22 protein-coding genes are annotated in these 16,974 nt (G+C 35.8%); 15 read left to right on the top strand and 7 right to left on the bottom strand.

Features of this window, described 5'->3' with window-relative positions:
- From QZU77_RS07950 to QZU77_RS07920, 7 genes are all read left to right on the top strand, one after another.
- A partial coding sequence (locus tag QZU77_RS07950; RefSeq protein ID WP_295602876.1) for a helicase C-terminal domain-containing protein occupies positions 1–728 on the top strand: 728 nt, incomplete at its 5' end.
- A 34-nt stretch (positions 729–762) separates the two neighbouring features.
- The gene (locus tag QZU77_RS07945; protein WP_295602874.1) at positions 763–1,653 is read left to right on the top strand and encodes an SseB family protein; all 891 of its coding nucleotides are present in this window, start codon (positions 763–765) and stop codon (positions 1,651–1,653) included.
- A 36-nt stretch (positions 1,654–1,689) separates the two neighbouring features.
- Positions 1,690–2,286: a hypothetical protein gene (locus QZU77_RS07940; protein WP_295602872.1), complete on the top strand. Its 597-nt coding sequence runs from the start codon at positions 1,690–1,692 to the stop codon at positions 2,284–2,286.
- A gap of 42 nt (positions 2,287–2,328) precedes the next feature.
- Positions 2,329–2,640: a zinc-ribbon domain-containing protein gene (locus QZU77_RS07935; RefSeq protein WP_295602871.1), complete on the top strand. Its 312-nt coding sequence runs from the start codon at positions 2,329–2,331 to the stop codon at positions 2,638–2,640.
- Positions 2,641–2,656: 16 nt separating this feature from the next.
- A complete protein-coding gene (locus QZU77_RS07930) occupies positions 2,657–3,796 on the top strand; it encodes a hypothetical protein (RefSeq protein ID WP_295602869.1) in 1,140 nt (379 codons plus the stop codon).
- A gap of 3 nt (positions 3,797–3,799) precedes the next feature.
- Positions 3,800–4,093 (top strand): hypothetical protein, encoded by a 294-nt coding sequence (locus QZU77_RS07925; protein ID WP_295602867.1) that lies wholly within the window; start codon positions 3,800–3,802, stop codon positions 4,091–4,093.
- A complete protein-coding gene (locus QZU77_RS07920; protein ID WP_295602865.1) occupies positions 4,090–4,368 on the top strand; it encodes a hypothetical protein in 279 nt (92 codons plus the stop codon). Before QZU77_RS07925 ends, QZU77_RS07920 begins: the two co-directional genes overlap by 4 nt.
- A gap of 7 nt (positions 4,369–4,375) precedes the next feature.
- Here QZU77_RS07920 and QZU77_RS07915 read toward each other — a convergent pair whose 3' ends face one another.
- Positions 4,376–5,428, bottom strand: a complete 1,053-nt coding sequence (locus tag QZU77_RS07915) for an NADH-dependent flavin oxidoreductase (protein WP_295602863.1) — start codon at positions 5,426–5,428, stop codon at positions 4,376–4,378.
- A gap of 308 nt (positions 5,429–5,736) precedes the next feature.
- Here QZU77_RS07915 and QZU77_RS07910 point away from each other — a divergent pair, with 308 nt between their 5' ends.
- The 4 genes from QZU77_RS07910 to QZU77_RS07895 all read left to right on the top strand — a co-directional run bounded on the left by QZU77_RS07910 (position 5,737) and on the right by QZU77_RS07895 (position 7,744).
- Complete coding sequence (locus tag QZU77_RS07910) at positions 5,737–6,291, top strand: manganese efflux pump (protein WP_295602861.1); 555 nt, start codon at positions 5,737–5,739, stop codon at positions 6,289–6,291.
- 586 nt (positions 6,292–6,877) lie between these two features.
- Positions 6,878–7,201, top strand: coding sequence for a hypothetical protein (locus QZU77_RS07905; RefSeq protein ID WP_295602859.1), 324 nt, complete (start codon positions 6,878–6,880; stop codon positions 7,199–7,201).
- An 11-nt stretch (positions 7,202–7,212) separates the two neighbouring features.
- A complete protein-coding gene (locus QZU77_RS07900) occupies positions 7,213–7,623 on the top strand; it encodes a hypothetical protein (protein WP_295602857.1) in 411 nt (136 codons plus the stop codon).
- The gene (locus tag QZU77_RS07895) at positions 7,613–7,744 is read left to right on the top strand and encodes a hypothetical protein (RefSeq protein WP_295602855.1); all 132 of its coding nucleotides are present in this window, start codon (positions 7,613–7,615) and stop codon (positions 7,742–7,744) included. The genes QZU77_RS07900 and QZU77_RS07895 overlap by 11 nt, the downstream gene beginning before the upstream one ends.
- Positions 7,745–8,481: 737 nt before the next feature.
- Here the strand turns inward: QZU77_RS07895 and QZU77_RS07890 are convergent.
- The 3 genes from QZU77_RS07890 to QZU77_RS07880 all read right to left on the bottom strand — a co-directional run bounded on the left by QZU77_RS07890 (position 8,482) and on the right by QZU77_RS07880 (position 11,269).
- On the bottom strand, positions 8,482–9,429 hold the full coding sequence (locus QZU77_RS07890; protein ID WP_295602853.1) for a hypothetical protein: 948 nt from the start codon (positions 9,427–9,429) through the stop codon (positions 8,482–8,484).
- Positions 9,430–9,571: 142 nt separating this feature from the next.
- A complete protein-coding gene (locus tag QZU77_RS07885) occupies positions 9,572–10,654 on the bottom strand; it encodes a site-specific integrase (protein ID WP_295602852.1) in 1,083 nt (360 codons plus the stop codon).
- Between the two features lie 447 nt (positions 10,655–11,101).
- A complete protein-coding gene (locus tag QZU77_RS07880; RefSeq protein ID WP_295602850.1) occupies positions 11,102–11,269 on the bottom strand; it encodes a hypothetical protein in 168 nt (55 codons plus the stop codon).
- Positions 11,270–11,461: 192 nt separating this feature from the next.
- On the opposite strand from QZU77_RS07880, the gene QZU77_RS07875 reads away from it, so the two are divergent.
- From QZU77_RS07875 to QZU77_RS07860, 4 genes are all read left to right on the top strand, one after another.
- Entirely contained in the window at positions 11,462–11,674 is a 213-nt protein-coding gene (locus tag QZU77_RS07875; protein WP_295602848.1) for a hypothetical protein, read from the top strand.
- Between the two features lie 37 nt (positions 11,675–11,711).
- Complete coding sequence (locus tag QZU77_RS07870; RefSeq protein ID WP_295602846.1) at positions 11,712–11,951, top strand: hypothetical protein; 240 nt, start codon at positions 11,712–11,714, stop codon at positions 11,949–11,951.
- 109 nt (positions 11,952–12,060) lie between these two features.
- On the top strand, positions 12,061–12,273 hold the full coding sequence (locus tag QZU77_RS07865; protein WP_295602840.1) for a hypothetical protein: 213 nt from the start codon (positions 12,061–12,063) through the stop codon (positions 12,271–12,273).
- Between the two features lie 49 nt (positions 12,274–12,322).
- Positions 12,323–12,463: a hypothetical protein gene (locus QZU77_RS07860; protein ID WP_295602838.1), complete on the top strand. Its 141-nt coding sequence runs from the start codon at positions 12,323–12,325 to the stop codon at positions 12,461–12,463.
- Between the two features lie 144 nt (positions 12,464–12,607).
- On the opposite strand, the gene QZU77_RS07855 is transcribed toward QZU77_RS07860, so the two are convergent.
- The 3 genes from QZU77_RS07855 to QZU77_RS07845 form a co-directional block, all read right to left on the bottom strand.
- Positions 12,608–14,143 (bottom strand): hypothetical protein, encoded by a 1,536-nt coding sequence (locus QZU77_RS07855; RefSeq protein WP_295602836.1) that lies wholly within the window; start codon positions 14,141–14,143, stop codon positions 12,608–12,610.
- A gap of 246 nt (positions 14,144–14,389) precedes the next feature.
- Entirely contained in the window at positions 14,390–16,354 is a 1,965-nt protein-coding gene (locus tag QZU77_RS07850) for an ABC transporter permease (RefSeq protein ID WP_295602832.1), read from the bottom strand.
- Positions 16,339–16,746 carry a hypothetical protein gene (locus tag QZU77_RS07845; RefSeq protein WP_295602814.1) on the bottom strand — a complete coding sequence of 136 codons (408 nt, stop codon included), beginning with the start codon at positions 16,744–16,746 and terminating at the stop codon, positions 16,339–16,341. The genes QZU77_RS07850 and QZU77_RS07845 overlap by 16 nt, the downstream gene beginning before the upstream one ends.
- Positions 16,747–16,974 lie beyond the last annotated feature (228 nt).

The raw sequence follows: 16,974 nt of genomic DNA, 5'->3' as shown, positions 1-16,974 counted from the left end.
ATGAAAAGGGCATAATACACACTGTTAGCACACAGTGCATGCACTATATAATGGACAATATCCCAGACAGGCGGCTGATAGCCCATAATACCCGGAACCGGAGTGAAATCCTTGAGGAGTTCAAGGAAAGCAACGAACCGCTGGTGCTGGTTTCACCGTCGATGGATGAGGGAGTGGACTTGCCGGGGGATATGTGCAGGTTCCAGATAATCTATAAGATACCTTACCCGGATTTGGGAAGCAAGCAGGTCAAGACACGAATTGCCATGGACAGTGAATGGTATGACTACAAGACCAGCCTGAGGCTCGTGCAGACACATGGAAGGGGAATGCGATTTGAGGAGGATTACTGCAAGACATATTTCATCGACAACCGATTAAGGACATATGTTTTATCCAGCAGGTATGTTCCAGATGATTTTAAGGCACTGGTAAGGCGCAAAAGCAATGCTCAGGTTGAAAAGCTTATAATGAATGGTGAGGAGCTTTTAAGCGATGATGATTATGAAAAGGCAGTTTACCATTTCAAGAAACTCATAAGGGACGAGGTTGATGATTGGCGCTTATACATGAACCTGTCAAGGGCTTATCATGAACTGGAATTGTATGAGGATGAGCTGAACACCATACTAATGTATCTCAACAATCATCCTGAGGACTTGAAGCGTTTCCATTACCAGTTGAAGGGATTGGAGGATCGGGGTTACTTTGACATGAATCAGATTTAACTTATAAATAGTATTTGAAATAAAAATACTCTTGATGACCAATCATAAACATTTAAGAACAGTCATTGAGGACATCTATGCCAATGACAATAAGCTGAACGAGAATCTTGTCTTGAAACTGATTAATGAGTTTAGATACTCCAATCTTTATATTGCGGCTCAAAAGGAGAATGGTTCATTGAGCTTCATCACCTATGACTATGAGGATTTGAAGCTCACGGCATTATTCACTGACCCGGATGAGTTTCACAAGTTCCACTCCGAGGAAGAGGTTCAGTTGCTGCAGAATCCCTTCGAGGTATATCAAAACATTCTCAAGACAACTGAAATTGAGGGATACATTTTAAACCCGGCTTCCGAGAAGTACCTCTTCACCAAGGAATTCATACTAACCATTGCAAATATCCCCAGGACCAACTTCTACACTACAGATGCATACACCGGCAGCGAATTATATGACATCTACCGAAATATTGACAATAATGCCTTGGAGGAGTATATATCAAACCCTCAAAACATCGGGGATTATGAGGGGCTTTTCGAGGCATTGTCATCAAGCGACATCCTGGCATTGATGGTGAGTGATTTGGACTTCGATGAGAATGTCATTGACCTCAAGGAGCATGGTCCCGTGGCCGGAATGTACACAGACAAGATCGGTGGAGTCTATGTGACAATATTCTCTTCAACCGATAAGATCAGGCAGGCAAACACTGACAAGCGTAAGTATGCTCAGGTGGTGAACCTTGCAATGCTTGTCAATTACGTTTTGAGCGAGGATCTGGACGGTATTGTGCTTAACCCTGACAGCGACAATGTCCTGATTCCAAGGGCTGTTCTTTTAAGGTACTCATTGGGCTTTGAGAAGTACGCCAATGACATGAGACTGTGCAACAGCATGTATTACATGTTCCGGTTGGATTGAAAAATTATAATAAACATCTTATATAAATGTAGTATCATGTCCGAATTATCCGAGTTAATTAGAGTAAACAAGAATATTGAAAAGCAGAACGCTGAAATAATTCGCCTTTTGAAAATCATTGCCGGGCAAAGTGATGAGAAAGTAGACAAGCCTGCCAATGACACGGATTTCGTCATCCCTTATGTTCAGATGCCAACTGATGAGTCAAAGCACTTTGACGTCAGCGGCAGCGACCTGGAGGATATCCTGGCAGAACCCCTGGGCGTTGGTGAAGTCTTCTTTGTCGAGGATGATGTCTTCAAGCTAAGAGTCAAGAATAATGAAATAACCATTGATAATCTGACCGGTGACGGTGAGTGCATTGACTCTAGTTTAGTTGAAGTGATAGCAAATGAAAGCATCAAGTACGATCAATGTTTAGACGAAGGCACAGTAATAATAACCGAGGCAAGCAACGGCAAGTTGCCCCTAACCATGAAGATATGCATTGACCGTGGAGCAAAGAAAGCCTACATTCCATGGAAACAGTCAATGGAACTTTTGAATGCACCGCAGAAACTCCAGGAAATGATACAATTGGACCTTTACCGCAACGAAGAGCACCTGTTGGAAAAACTCTTCAATGATGAGTGAAAAAGGCAATGATTATAACAGATTAAAACATAATATAATAACATGTCAAGATACTGTCCAAACTGTGGTGAAGAGCTGGTTGACGATGCGAAATTCTGCAAGAGCTGCGGAACAAACCTTGAAAGCAAGCAGGCGCCACCGAAAAAAGAAGAATACACCGTACCAGTAGTGGAAAATGACCATAAACTCGCAATAATTGCAGGTTATGCCTTAGCGATACTGATACCATTGTTCGGTTTGATAATGTCAGTATACCTGTTGACCAGAAACTCAGAGAATGCCAAAAAGCACGGGAAATACATTATAGTGTTAAGCATCATCATATGGATACTGTCAGCATTACTTTTAAGATAATCCTCAGGTGAAAAGCATGTTAAGTGAATTGTCAGAGTTTTTAGAAGTAGATATTGAAAAACAACTGTTAATTGATAATCTGCTTTCACAGGAGCACATCGTTCGTTTATGTTCTCCAAGGTTAGATGATTTATGTGCAGATTTGAAAATGGAATATAGGGAACTTCCATTCTCCAAATTCTGTCCGAAATGCCATAGAAAATACCCTGATTCTGAAAACGCATGCTATGAATGTCTTGTAACATTAAAGGACATTAAAGAAAAAACACCGGTTAAGGATATTGATAACCGTCCTAAATTCACATTTAAAGGAAAAAATGATTTCAAAGACTTCAAAAGCATACTGACAGAGGATAATCTAGTCAAGGTCAACGAGTTCAGATTCACAATGAAAAATTATGAGAACATTATCAAAAACATCAAGAAAACATCCCTTAAAAACATGGATGAAATGATTAAAAGCAACTATATCGATATGAGAGAACTAAGCATTCTCGAAAAAATACTTCTTTTTGCAAAATCATTCGTTAAAATTGATTACAAATCATACGGGCAGGAATTAGGATTTTTTGAAAAGGATAAAATCATTATAGATGACCGTCAAAACGACTCCTTAAAGATCACCACATTGATACATGAGCTTGCACACTTCATCCTAAAGGAGATAATCAATGGAGTTCTGTGCAAACTATTGAAATGCAGCAAAAACAATTATATCAATATAATAAGCGAGTACATATTATCATATGATAATTTCCCAATGCTCATTGATGAATACTCAGCCCACTGCTGCGAAGGCAGATTCACAGTCTACGGATATCAGGACTACTCATCATTCCTAAGCATCATCGAGAGGATGAATGGTGAGATGAGCCGTGATGAGATTGAAATAACCAAATCAATCGGGAACAATTTCGCAAACACCATAAAGGACATACTGGAAATGTTCATTGATGATGATTTGCGCGATGAAATCAAATCAGAATTCGAATGGCATAATCACGACAAGCCCAATTATGAAATGCTGAAGCTTGAAAACTGCAACAAGCTAACTGATGAAGGTTACCTAAAGGCAATCTGGCTTGTGGTGACTGACGGTTTCAAAACAGCAATGGATAATATTGACGAACTTGAAAAATACTATAATGGAGCATGAATAATGAACGTTAAGGACAAGATAATAGAACTCAACAGACTGCACCTTGGCGAGGAACTGGATATTGATGACGCACTGCTTACAATAATAACCAAATTCCAACTCTTCGAGCCGTGCAGGTACCTCTCAGAGGATGAGGAATGGCTCAACGTCGCCATAATATCAATAGAAGACAATAATATCTCCCAGCCATTGACCGTGAGGAAAAGCGAAATAACAACTTTCGGCATTTTCAACCGTGAGGAGATTGAATTGAACCTGAACCCGCAACAGGGATCAGAGGACCTGTATCAATGAAGAAAATAGTTTTTGATGATGATTTTGACGTTGAGGACGTCACTGAAAAAATCAATAATGTAATGTCAAGATGGTCAGTATACATGATTGACATTGTAGGGCCTAACTGGATAGTCTATGATTATGAAATGGAGGCCAAATGCATTTTCCAGTTCCAGGTTGATTTCAATGACCTGGAAACCCGGATAAAGCTGGAAGACTTGAAGTTGAATGTAATGCACCACATTGAAGGCCTGAAGGATGAGACCTGCTACCGTGACAACCTGATATCATAACTTTTTTTTACTCATCTAAAACATCATCCTCTAATGAGGGTGTTTCCACCTTGCAGGGCTTGATGAAACAGGTGCTTGTTTTTTTCCAGTAGCAATTGTTGCAGGTAATGCATCTGCTGACACCGTCACCCAGAACCTGCCAATCCACAAGGAAACTAGGATCAGCCACAAATGGCCTTTGCATGGATATGTAATCGATATCTGTAGTGTTGAGGATATCATTGATCTGGTTTTGGCTGTTTGACCCACCACCAAGTATGACCGGTATGTCAACATGCTTAATTATTTCATTGGTCGCCTCTATCAATGGGTTTTTCTCCTTGTTTTCCTGTGTGAAGAATTGCGGTGAGCGTGGACGGGTAATCTGGAGTGAGTCGACACCGTACTTTTCAAGTATCCTGCATATCTCAATTGTCTCGTCAAGACTCATTCCCATATTGGTTCCGTCAAAAGCGTTGAGACGAACGTTTATATGAAGCTTAGTGTTCTGCTTTATCACCTTGATGATTTCAAGAACTATCTTCAACCTGTTCAGGGTGCTTCCGCCATACCTATCGGTTCTGTGGTTGAAGTTAGGGTTGATGAACCTTGCCAAGAAGTAATAGTTTCCCAGTCCCAATTGTATTCCGTCAAAGCCTGCGTAATCGAATTTCTGAGCTGCGATGATGATGTCGGTCTGTATTTTCCTGATGTCCTCGATGGTGACGTCATCAACCTGAACGTTATGCTCAGCTTTCTTGTGGAACTGGACGAACCCCAATTGTGCAAAAATCGGCACGTCATAGATATGAACCATGTCGGTGAGGTCCTTGGCTTCCCTGACGAAGCGATTGTAATTGATTGTATTGGTGTATTTTGAGAACACATCCCTAGGATACAGTGAGAACACTTCACTTATTATCAGCCCGACACCGCTTGCGGCAATGTTCTCGTAGCGGGTGTATATTTCAGGCGTGAAGTTTCCTGATTTTTCCCTTTCTGATTCCCATAATCCTGTTCTGACTATTCTGCTGTTAAGTTTCAAGTCTCCAAATTCAACATAATCAAATAAGTCTTTCATAGTTAATAATATAATTTAAAATACTATAAAAAGGTTAATGATGAATCAGGTAACTTTCAGATTACCTGCAGGCATTCGGGGAAATAATTGTGTGAGCGTGAAATATTGGCATGACTGTGAAAAATTGCAAGGGCTTAGAACTACCCATTTTAAATAAAAAGAACACATAATAATTAATATGAGAAATGAACTCATATACTCATTTCTCAAACCCGACCGTGCGATGATTACTTGGGTTAACGCCCAGGTAATCCTCCAAATATTGATTCAAAAACCTATTAATACCATTAGCGACAAAGCATTATCTAATGTCATTCAATATAATATCAACATTACTCATAGCGGTGGCCCTTGCAATGGATGCCTTCAGCGTCTCAATGACCAAGGGATTCACCCAGAAGCACCTCACCAATCCTCAGATATTATATTACGGACTGTTTTTCGGAGGATTCCAATTCTTCATGCCGCTCATCGGATATTACTGCGGAAATGTAATTGCAAGCATAGTCGAGGCACTGGCTCCGATAATCGGCTTCATACTTCTTTTGATTATCGGATTGAACATGATACGTGAAAGCCTAAGCGGTGATGATGAGGAGATAACCGACCATTTCTCATTCAGGGAAGTTACACTGCTTGCAGTGGCAACAAGCATCGACGCCTTTGCAGTCGGAATAACAATAGCATTGATAAAGGATCCAGTATTGATATCCTCCATAATCATAGGTATCGTTGCATTCGCCTTCAGCATCATCGGAGTTTTCATAGGGCGCAGGATAGGTGATTATGTCGGTGACAAGTTCCAAATCATCGGAGGAGCCATACTCATCATCATTGGAATCAAGATACTTCTAGGATTTTAACACTCCAATAACACTCTTTTTTTAAAAATAATGCTTGATTTTCATTTAAACTCTTTTTTAACGAAAAGTTGTCTGACAGTGAAATAATGCTTCAAGAGTGAAAAATTGCAAGCACTTAGAACTGCCTGTTTTAAATAAAAAGAACGCATAATATGTTATATGGGAAATGGCGAATTGTCATTTCATTGAATGCCCTGCAAAAATCAGTATTGGTTAAAATCAGTATCTGGTTTAAAAACAGACATCAACGGTGCAGGGTAATTCACTAGTAATTCACGCTCCATTTATTCATTTTTGAGGAGGTGATGTTAATGATTGTTGCAATAACAATCCACTTGAATATTGGCTTGATAATCTATACAATATTATTATATAGATTAAGCCAAGAAAAAGTAAATGCATCGTTGAATTCCTAGAACGGTGATGAATCTGTAATGAAAGAGCTTTTAGAAGGTTTAACCTTCGCCGTCTGTTTTTTCTCTTTCTAGATTCATCACCAGAATTTTATTAAAAACTAGTTTAATAAAACTAATAATAATTATATTTTAATAGTTTATAAAACTTTCGATACTGTGAGGTGATTTGAATGGGATTGACTCCACAACAAAGTCTAAACATTAAATATAGATACTATGAGGTTTTTGACAAAAACAGGCGAATCAGATACGGAATCACATCCGATGAGGATAAGGAAAAAATCGAAGAGAAATATCCTGGCAAATACGTGTTTGATGAATTTGAGTTATATGACGAGTACATTTGGCTTGAAAGATTAGAAAAAACACCAAGAATCAGATTACAGACTCCTAAGTCATCATTCAGTGACAATATATTGCTGCTCATGATTATCGTTTTAACAGTCAACATCATCGTTGATGTAATCTACATCATGCAATACAGTCCTATTTAAGAGGTGTTCGTTTGAAATATTATTTTATGGAAGGAATATCATATGAGGAATACTACAAGACTGTGTATATGAGCGAGACCAGTTATTCACGTGAGGAATTCCTTGACATTATCAAAAAAGCTTACAGGATCAGATGTGAAAAGATTTCTCAGGACCCTTATGTTAAGAGTCGGTGTGATGGGCATTTAGAACCTTCCCATGTATTATGGAGAAAGGAGTTTGATGATGTTGTTGAAAGCATCAGCGATTTAAAAACATTGAATGCTGATGAAAGCATATGCATTGGCGTTTCAATCACTCCAAATGAGAATACCCGAAGCCTTTTTAAGGCAATTCGGTCATTGGACATTCCGGACTGCAGGGACGAGTGCAAACAATATGAGATGTTGAAGAAATCATGCTGTGTTTATTATGAGGATTAATTTTTTAGAAATTTCAGAGATTGCCTTTCTCATTTCATTAGGGGAAGTGATTGTATTGAATAATGTGATTGTTGATGAGCATAATTTTGGCGAATTCATAACCAGCACTTATGATTCATAGCTGATTTTTGTCAAAATTATTAATTTATTTTTTAATCCAGTCTGTGATTTGAAGAAATTGCTTTATATTAATCATCACATATATAGATGGAGTAGTTTCTTTTTGAGGTTTTTGTGAAATTGTGAAATTAGTAGATTTCGTTAAAATTAACAAATTTCATAAAATTTAATAAATCTTATAAAAACCAGGGATTCAGCGGTTTTATTTTTATTGCATTATGATTAAATATGAGTATTATCATTAAATTAGATTTATGATATGGTTTTATTGTGATATCAATGATTTTTTAGTTGTTGTTTATGATATAACTTGCTTAAAATCGTTATTTTTTTTTTTTTTTTCGTTAGTGTAATATTACAGTAGTCGGCATAGTATTTCCGTATATAAACCTTAAATATATACTTATAGATAAATATATAAAAATAGTTAAAGTAGTTAAAGTAGTTTAATATATACTTTTACTATAATTACTATTAATATAGTTTTACAGTTTATAGTAATAGTAGTTATTATAGTAATTATATAGTTTTCTGTATTTCTGTAAATAAAGAAGATATATATTTATATATTTTAAGGAAATACAGATAGTATATATTATACATATTTTACCACTTGTACTCAAGTAATATTAAGAAAATAGTCTAAATCAACTCTTACATATATATCAAGCTATTGATATAGAGTATTTTCTTTAATTTTTGCTGTTTTTTAATAAATTTCATGAAATTTAATAAAATTCAGCGCATAAATTTAGTTTTAACAAATCTCACAAACCTATAAACACCATAACTCAATGCAATAATGAAAATCACTACACCTGCAAGGACAATATAAACCATATTTCCATCTAAAGAATTCAAGTCAGCATCAGTGAAGGTAATTGAACCTAAACTCTTGTAATCAGGAGCAATTGGAATATCCACTGCCTTTGTAAGCTGATTGTTGAAATAAACATCATCAACACAATCAACATAACTGACATTCAACTTGGATCCATCCTCATTTGCCACGTAAACATCAGTAGTGTTATTGTTTGGGGATGCATGGAAATCATAGGTTATGATATCACGCCTATCAAAACCATACTTGTCCAATTGGGATAATTCAGTCATATCCTTAATTAAATCATCACTTTCTAATGAAAGATTGCCTGAACGAGACATTGAATAATTATTCGGTATGGAAATATACATTCCTGGTTCCAAAGTGCCGGTTTTCAACTTATTAACATTCGCAAACCCATAATTGCCGTTAGGCGCCTTGACTACAACATGTCCTCTGCCGTATGGCTTTTTGATATCCTGAATTTCCTTCAGGCAGGATTTGTTGATGCTTGAATCATTGTTTATCATTTTATAGGCTATATCTTCACATTTCTTGCTGTCTTCACCGTCATCAATGCCGCCCATACCGATCATCCAGCCGTCATGGGTGATTATTACATGGGTGAAATAACCTTGATCTTCCTTAGACTGTTTGATTACAGGAATGCCGTGCCAGTTAATCTTTTCAACCTTAATGTCGGCAGTGTAATTGGAATCACGTCTAAATGACATCATACCATCATTTCCATCTAATTGCAATACAATGGAACAACATCCAAAAACATCATCTCCATTGGCGCTTTCAACAATACCGGATACTTCAGTTGCATTTTCATGATATTGCGCTGAATAAACTCCCATAATGGAAATGAGAATTACTACAATACCAAATATAAGAAATTTTCTTTTTAAATTCATAGTAATCTTTCAAAAAAATTCGATTGTATAATCTTATATTTGGCAGAATTAGTATTTAAAAATTAGTATAGAAGATTTAACATTATTAAGTGTTAAATCTTCGAGAATTGACTTTTAATTTTTGTTTCATTTGCTCACGGTCAATGTGAATATACTTATCTGTGGTTTGAGAGTTGGAGTGACCTGCAATAGATTGAACCTCTGCAACTGTTAGGATTTCAGCATAATGGGACAGTGCTGTGTGTCTTAGAATGTGGACACTGACGCTATGGGTGTAATCAACAGGACATTCAATTCCCTCGTCCCGTATTCTGAAATCGCATTCACGAGCATATTTCTTTATGATGTCCTGAACTCCACGCTTGCTTATGCGTTTTCCCTTTTGAGTGGTGAACAGTTCTTCCCGTGTTTCTTCCTCCTTGGCTTTTTTTCTCTGAACTATTGGTCTGTAGACGTCATTAGTGTTTTTCCTCATTTTTGTGGTTCTCTCCCTTATCATGTCATTGATGCTTCTCAATGTATCATAGGTTATGAATGTCGTACGGTCCTTCAATTCCCCCTTGGTGGTTTCTGCACGCAGGTAAACATCAATGAATTCATTCGGGTCATCTGGAAGGATATAGTAGCCGTGCTCATCCAGCGGAACCTGAATATCGGTCTTGTTTAAGAGCACAAGTTCCTTGAGCCTCATCCCGGAATCGATGAATGTCCTGCATATTGCGTAATCTCTCTTGTTTCCGCGTAAATCAATTGTATCCAAAAAGAAATTGGATTGCGGCCAGGATAGGGATATTTTCTCTATTCTTTTTTTGGCAGTTTCCGGATCTTCGCTTTTGACCTCTATGATATCCTTCATTTTGATTGGTTCGTGCTGCAAATCTTCCTGCACGTCTTCTGAGTTGATGAATTCGAGAATGTTCATCATGTATGTTTTAACGGTGGTCCTCTTGTTTCCTCGTTCCTTCAGGCAGTGCCTACGGTAATGTCGCAGTTGCCTTTTGATATTCTTGTCGTTTAGCTCCTCCACTCCCTGGTTTTCAAGATATTCTATGAACTTGGATATGTTGAAGGTCTGTTTTCTTATGGTTTCCTTTGTCAGGTTTTTTACTTCCTGCTTTTCCTCCAGGTATTCTTCCAGGTAGTCGGATAGCTCATTCACTTCTATCATTCGCTTTTCGCCTCCATGTTTTCTTGACTCAAACCCTTGTTATACTATTGAATTTTTTAATATATAAAGACTTCGTATCTTTTCACTTTTTACGTATATTATTACATAAAATATACGTTCTCTTTATATATTAAATTAGGTCAATTTGGGAGATTGTGGAGAAATGTTGGAAGTGAAGCAATACATATACATCAGGCGGTTTCAAAATGATAATTTCTTCAAATTTTGATTTTGTAATAAAAAACATGCTAAGAGTAATAAAAATATTTTGAAAATACACAATGGTGAAAAAACAGATATATAAATCTTCAGGAAAAAATATAGTAATACTATTTTATATATTAGTAATACTATATAGTTAATAGTAATAGAAATTTTTTAACTTTAAAAAAATAACTTACAGGATGAATTAAAATTTTAAAAAATTTTTTCATCATAATGGAGGTATCAGATGATAAAGTATATTGCATTACTTTTAAGTGTGTTAACACTTATAGTCTGCATTATAGATTTGTCGATGTAATCCTTTGAAAACAGACTGTTGAATGAGAAAGTAAGGTTCTTGACGTATAAGAGTTCACCCTCGGAAGTTCCATAATTCTTCCTTACTTTCATAAAATATAAAATTAGAAAAGATTTATATGTCTTAAAAAATATAAGAATTAACACGAATATATTAATATTCGAGAAGGGTAAAACCCTCCTTTAACTGTAAGTTAAATTGTCTAAAACGGTGATGGTTTAGGAGTTTTTCTTCTAAACTATTTAGACAATGCTTTTTTTTACTAATTTTATTAAACTTTAAACATGAATTATTTCAGTTACATTAGAGCTAGTTTTTACTGCAAATTCAAGACAAGCCATGAAAATATTGAAAACATCCTCAAGCATTATGGGCTTCGAAAGATTCAAAGCTCATTATATGCAGGAGAGTTAAGCAATGGTGAAGAAAAGATCTATGCAAAAATATCTCAGAAATCACCAATGATAAAGATAATTCAGTGGAGATTATCTTTTTAGGCAGTTAGAAGATAGGGATTTAATCGCTGAAGTTGAAGTGAAAATAGACTTACATAACTTACCATCTAAAAGGAAAATTGATATAATTAAAGACATTTTCAGTAGTGATGAAGGTATAAATCTTGAAAAGTATGGTTTATCAGTTGAAGAAATAGATATGATAATGGATGATGTGCTTAATATAAGACCAGTATATTATAATTGGAATATAAAAGGAAATACATTCGCTAATTACTTTGAATATAATATATTTGGGGGTAAAGAAGCACATTCGTGAATAAAAAGATAATAGAAACTATTTTGAGTTTAAAATGTATGATTAGCAGTGAATTATTCAAAACTGAATTCAAGGATATGGGATTCGATTTAAGTGTGGAGTGGGTAGAATGAAAGAAAATCAGTATATTAAAACTAATGATAGTGAAATATTTAATCGTATTAAAGAGCATGAAAATAATATAAAAACAAATATGGATTATATATTTTCTGATGCAAAAGAATATGATGAATATGTTAAATCAAATAAGAATGATGATTTTATAGATTTTGAAGAGTGGTTAAATTTAAAATATGCTAATAAAAAAAGACCATGGGAATAAAAACAGTTAATTTTTTAATTTTTTTTATAGGAGTAAATAAATTCAAGAAATGGGAAAGTTAAGAGTTTTTAGTGTTTTTAGTGGTATAGGTGGTTTTGAATTAGGATTATTGAATTCAGATTATGAATTTGAAATAGTAGGATATTCAGGTTTAAAATGTATGATTAGCAGTGTATTATTAAAAACATAAACAACAAATAAAAGAAATTTTGAATAATTTATGCTAAAGTAAATTAATCAAAAACCTATTAAAACTAGAATTAAAAATACTTAAAAAAAAATAAACAAATCTGCCAAAATCAAATTATGGCAGACACATAGAAAAAAATATCAACTATCTTTTCACTTTTACAGTCTTTTTCACAGTCATTTTTTCATATTTTGCCTGATATTTAACCTTTTTACCAACTTTAAGTTTTTTAAGAACCTGTTTTTTAACAGTTACCTTTGCCACACCTTTTTTGTTGGTTTTTGCAACATATTTTTTACCGTTGAACTTGAAGGTAACTTTTAAGCCTTTCTTATTTTCTTTAACGGTTTTTACTGTTGCAGAAAGCACAAGCTTTTTGGCGCTCTTTTTGACCTTAACGGATTTTAGAGTCAAATAGTATTTGACATTAATATGGAATGTTTTTGAAAAGAATTTCTTTTTATTATTGCACAAAACTTTGATATGGTGCTTGCCGAAACCTAATTTGGAAAAGGTATATGAAATTTTACCCTTTTTCATACTAATTGATTTGACTAGCTTATGGTCCAGATATATCTCGACTTTATTATTTAATTTTGGTCCAGTTAACTTTACGGTCGCTGACCTGCCAACACTTGACATGCTTGATTTAAAAAGTTTACTGTTGGTAAATGCATTAAAGTACGCTCCAGACCATGTGGTATAATTTCCTACTTGTATTTTCAAATCAATATCATTACTACCTTTTACAATATATTTTTCCAATGGGATACTGAATTTTTCCCCATCGAAAGAATAAGTGTCTAAAATTTTCTCACCCTTCATGAGAGTTACGCTGACTTTAGTTCCTTTAATAGACAAAATATCAATTGTGGCCTTTTCACCAACGGCAACAGGATCATTAAAACGAATAATAGGTTCAATAAAACATCCTAGTTTAATGGTTTTAGTTGGGTATTTAGTTGTAGAATTGATAAAAGTACATGTAATCTCATTATAACCAAGTTTTAAATCCTTTTTTAAAATTTTAAAATCATAAGTCTCTTTATTATCAAATTTTCCTTCATATTTTTTACCATTAAAGTGGACATATACTATTCCCTTTGCATCTTCTTTCAAAAATACCCAAAAGTCAAGATCTTTATTAAAATAAATTGGCTCATAATCAGTTTCACCCTCTATTACATCCAAACTTGTGTAAATTGGACTGGTATAATCTACAGTAGCCACCTTATTATATATTACATTTTCATCCTTTTGATAGGTCACATTTATTTTATATATACTGCTACCTGGATAATAATCCAAATCCCAAAAACAAAAATCAAAAGACAATTTATTATCCTTATCCTCAAATGAATAGGCATAAGTCTTTTTATCATCAAAGACTATGGATATGTTTCCAGTTATATGATTTTTATCAGATATTGAAACAATTTTTGAACTGGCATATCCTGAATAAGAGTCCTCATGGATAGTAATGTCAACATCTTCATCACCTGCCATAATTACATCGGAATTGTCTTCGTATGACAATTCTTCAACATTATCCGCCGCGGAAATCTCATCAACATTTTCATCAACATTTAATGCATCCGTAGTGTTTTCAGAAGCAAAAGCAACTCCAATTGATAAAATTATTGCAAATAACACAACAATTGAAAAATAACGGAATTTCACATTTAAAACCCCCTTCCTTTTATGAATATATTAAATATATGTTACATATAAATTTTATTAAAAATGGGTATAGTTTAAATATAGCCAATGCTAAAATTGAGAGTCCTAAACCTAAAAAAGCAGAACAATGGCCAATAATTTACGTTAATTAAAATCAAGAGTATTATGCGCATTATTGCCTGAAGATCGGATTGCCCCCATAACTATATTTTACAATCAAGAAATTCCATTTCGAAAGAAATTGAGTTATCTTTCAAGTTCCTTAAGGGAATCGGCCATATTCAGTTTCCTGATTTTTCCTAAAAAGTAAAGGCCTGTCACTACTGAAACGGAGATGATTATTATAATTGTAATTGCCATATTCAGCATAGATATTGACGGCCGCATATATATGGTGTCCCCAAATGAGTAAATCATAAGCAGAAGAAGCTGATATCCGACGGGAATACCTGCCAGAAATCCGATGACAATGAAATATGCGCTTTCCGCTGACAGTACTCTTGTTAGATAAGAACTTCTAAATCCTAAAACCTTAAGTGTAGCAATATCCCTTTCGCTTTCACTGAAAGACATCACGTTCAAATTATAAAGAATAACCAGAACCAGAACAACAGCGAATGACACCATGGCATAGATTATCAGCATAGGAGCTTCCTCCATCCTGTCCCATCCTCCAATGAGATTATCCAGATGGACTACTGACTTAACGCCATGGGATTCATTGACATGCTGGGAAGTAACAATGTATGTCGGGGAATACTCGAGCCCCAGACTCTCCCATTTGTCCGGAGACATGACAAGACCCTGGGAAAACGGACTTGAGTGAATCCTGTCAATTCTGATTTTAACATTCTTATTCTCGCCAATGCTATTGCAGTCGATAACATCACCTACATGAATATCAAGTTTCTCTGCCAGTTTTTTTGAAATGGAAACCTCATCATCGGCAATATCAACTTTTTGATGATTATCATCTGTAAACGTGATCATGTCCGTTTGATTATAAACCAAAAGCGACACGAATTCAGGTTTCTTGTTTAATATCTCAATGGATGACTCCATTACAGGAACTCCATTAACTTCACAGGCAATGGCATTTACCTGGGACAGGTCAGTGTTGTCTTCAAGAATAAGTTTGGATTCATAATGTATAACGTCATCGAAATACCAGTCTCGGGATTCATTAAGTGACTCATATAATCCGAATCCAGTAATTAATAGTACTGTACACCCCAATACGCCGACTATAGTCATTAGTGCTCTGAATTTATTTCTTTTAATGCTTCTGAAATTCCATCTGAAATCAAATGGGAGCCTTCTCCAGAACTTCAATTTTTCAACATAGGAGAGACTTGATGATTTTGGAGCCTTTGGCCTTATTATGCTGGAAGGAGGCTCTTCAATAATATGTTTAATGGAATAATATGAAACTATCAAAGCCAGTGCCCCCATAATAATGATTGAAATTACTGAAAAGTCATATCCTCCAACATGCCAGAACGGAAATTTCAAGACCCTAAACCTTGATGGTGCAGAAAGGGCGCGAAATATAATTGGACCAAGAACAGCACCAATAACCGATCCCAAAACCACCAGCAAAAATCCTGAAAGCAGGTAATGCCACATTATCCTTTTATTGTTAAAGCCGTTAGCCTTGAGAATTCCAATTTGAGTTCTTTGATTGGAGATTATCCTTTTCATAGTTGTTAAAAGCATCAGCATTGAAATGAATACAAAAATCAGTGGAAAAACAAATGACAGGGATTTCTGCTGAGCAATGGTTTCTGAAATCACATCCACACTGTGCTGTTCTGATTTCTTTAAAAATAATGTATAATATCCGTTTAAACGATAGTCCAATAATTTTGAAAATGTATCTGGATTGCCGTCAAATTTGACATTTAAAACATTATATGGAATGTTTTGTGACGGAAATGCCTTATGTGAGAGATAAGCAAAACCTTTTGCAGTATAATTAGGCTGTGTAGCACCTATCGGCACATCAAAGGTATACTCTGGAGAATAGCCTAAACCACGAATCCGCTTTGTGATTTCAGTCCCGTTACTTTCAAAGGTGATTTCATCGCCAACTGAGAGATTGCGAGCATCGGCAAAACTTTTATCAAGCCATACGCCTTGCGAATCATTAATATCCAGTTTTTTTATTTGCGCTATATTCGTATTTAGTAAATTTTTTACGCTTGATAGCACCTTTCCGCCATACTCTGCAGAAGTAACGGGAACTCCTTTCTCTTGACCTCTTCCCTCTTGACCTTGCCGTCAAGAAGCAGTTTCCGCACAACCGCCGACAGTTTCTGAACCTTGACATCCGCGAAAGTCTCATCGGCTTCCTTGATGGCAGTCACCGTCATGAGGTCAGGCGCGTTAGACAGAACCGCAAGCACCGCATCCGCGAGCGCGTTGTCGGTTTCAGCCTTGGCCTGCTCCTTGGGAGTGGGCTTGCGCTCCTTGGAATTGCGCTTGATGGTGGCATCGCGCAGGTCAGTCAGTTTGCTGATGGTGGGCGCGAGATCCTCTTCCATGAGATCGTTCAGGCGGGCAATCGCGGTGTTAAGGGCAACCACATACGTCATCTTCTCCATAGCATGAACCTTTCTGCTTTTTAAGAGGTGGCTTCTCTTGTTTGTGCCTTTATTATAGCACAGTGGTAAGGGGCTGTCAAGAGGTTTTTCAAACTTTTTTTAAGTTTCCTCTTGTTGGTGGCGGTCAAAGGGTTTTCATTTGCTGTTCCCTTTCGACACTCTTATTATATCATTGGGGCAAGGGGTTGTCAAGAGGTTTTTTAAGATTTTTTTTGTTTTCCTCTTGTC

The organism is uncultured Methanobrevibacter sp. (assembly GCF_902774605.1).
Lineage (GTDB): Archaea > Methanobacteriota > Methanobacteria > Methanobacteriales > Methanobacteriaceae > Methanocatella.
Note: the sequence above shows the minus strand (reverse complement) of the source record. Positions and strands in the feature narration are given on the sequence as shown.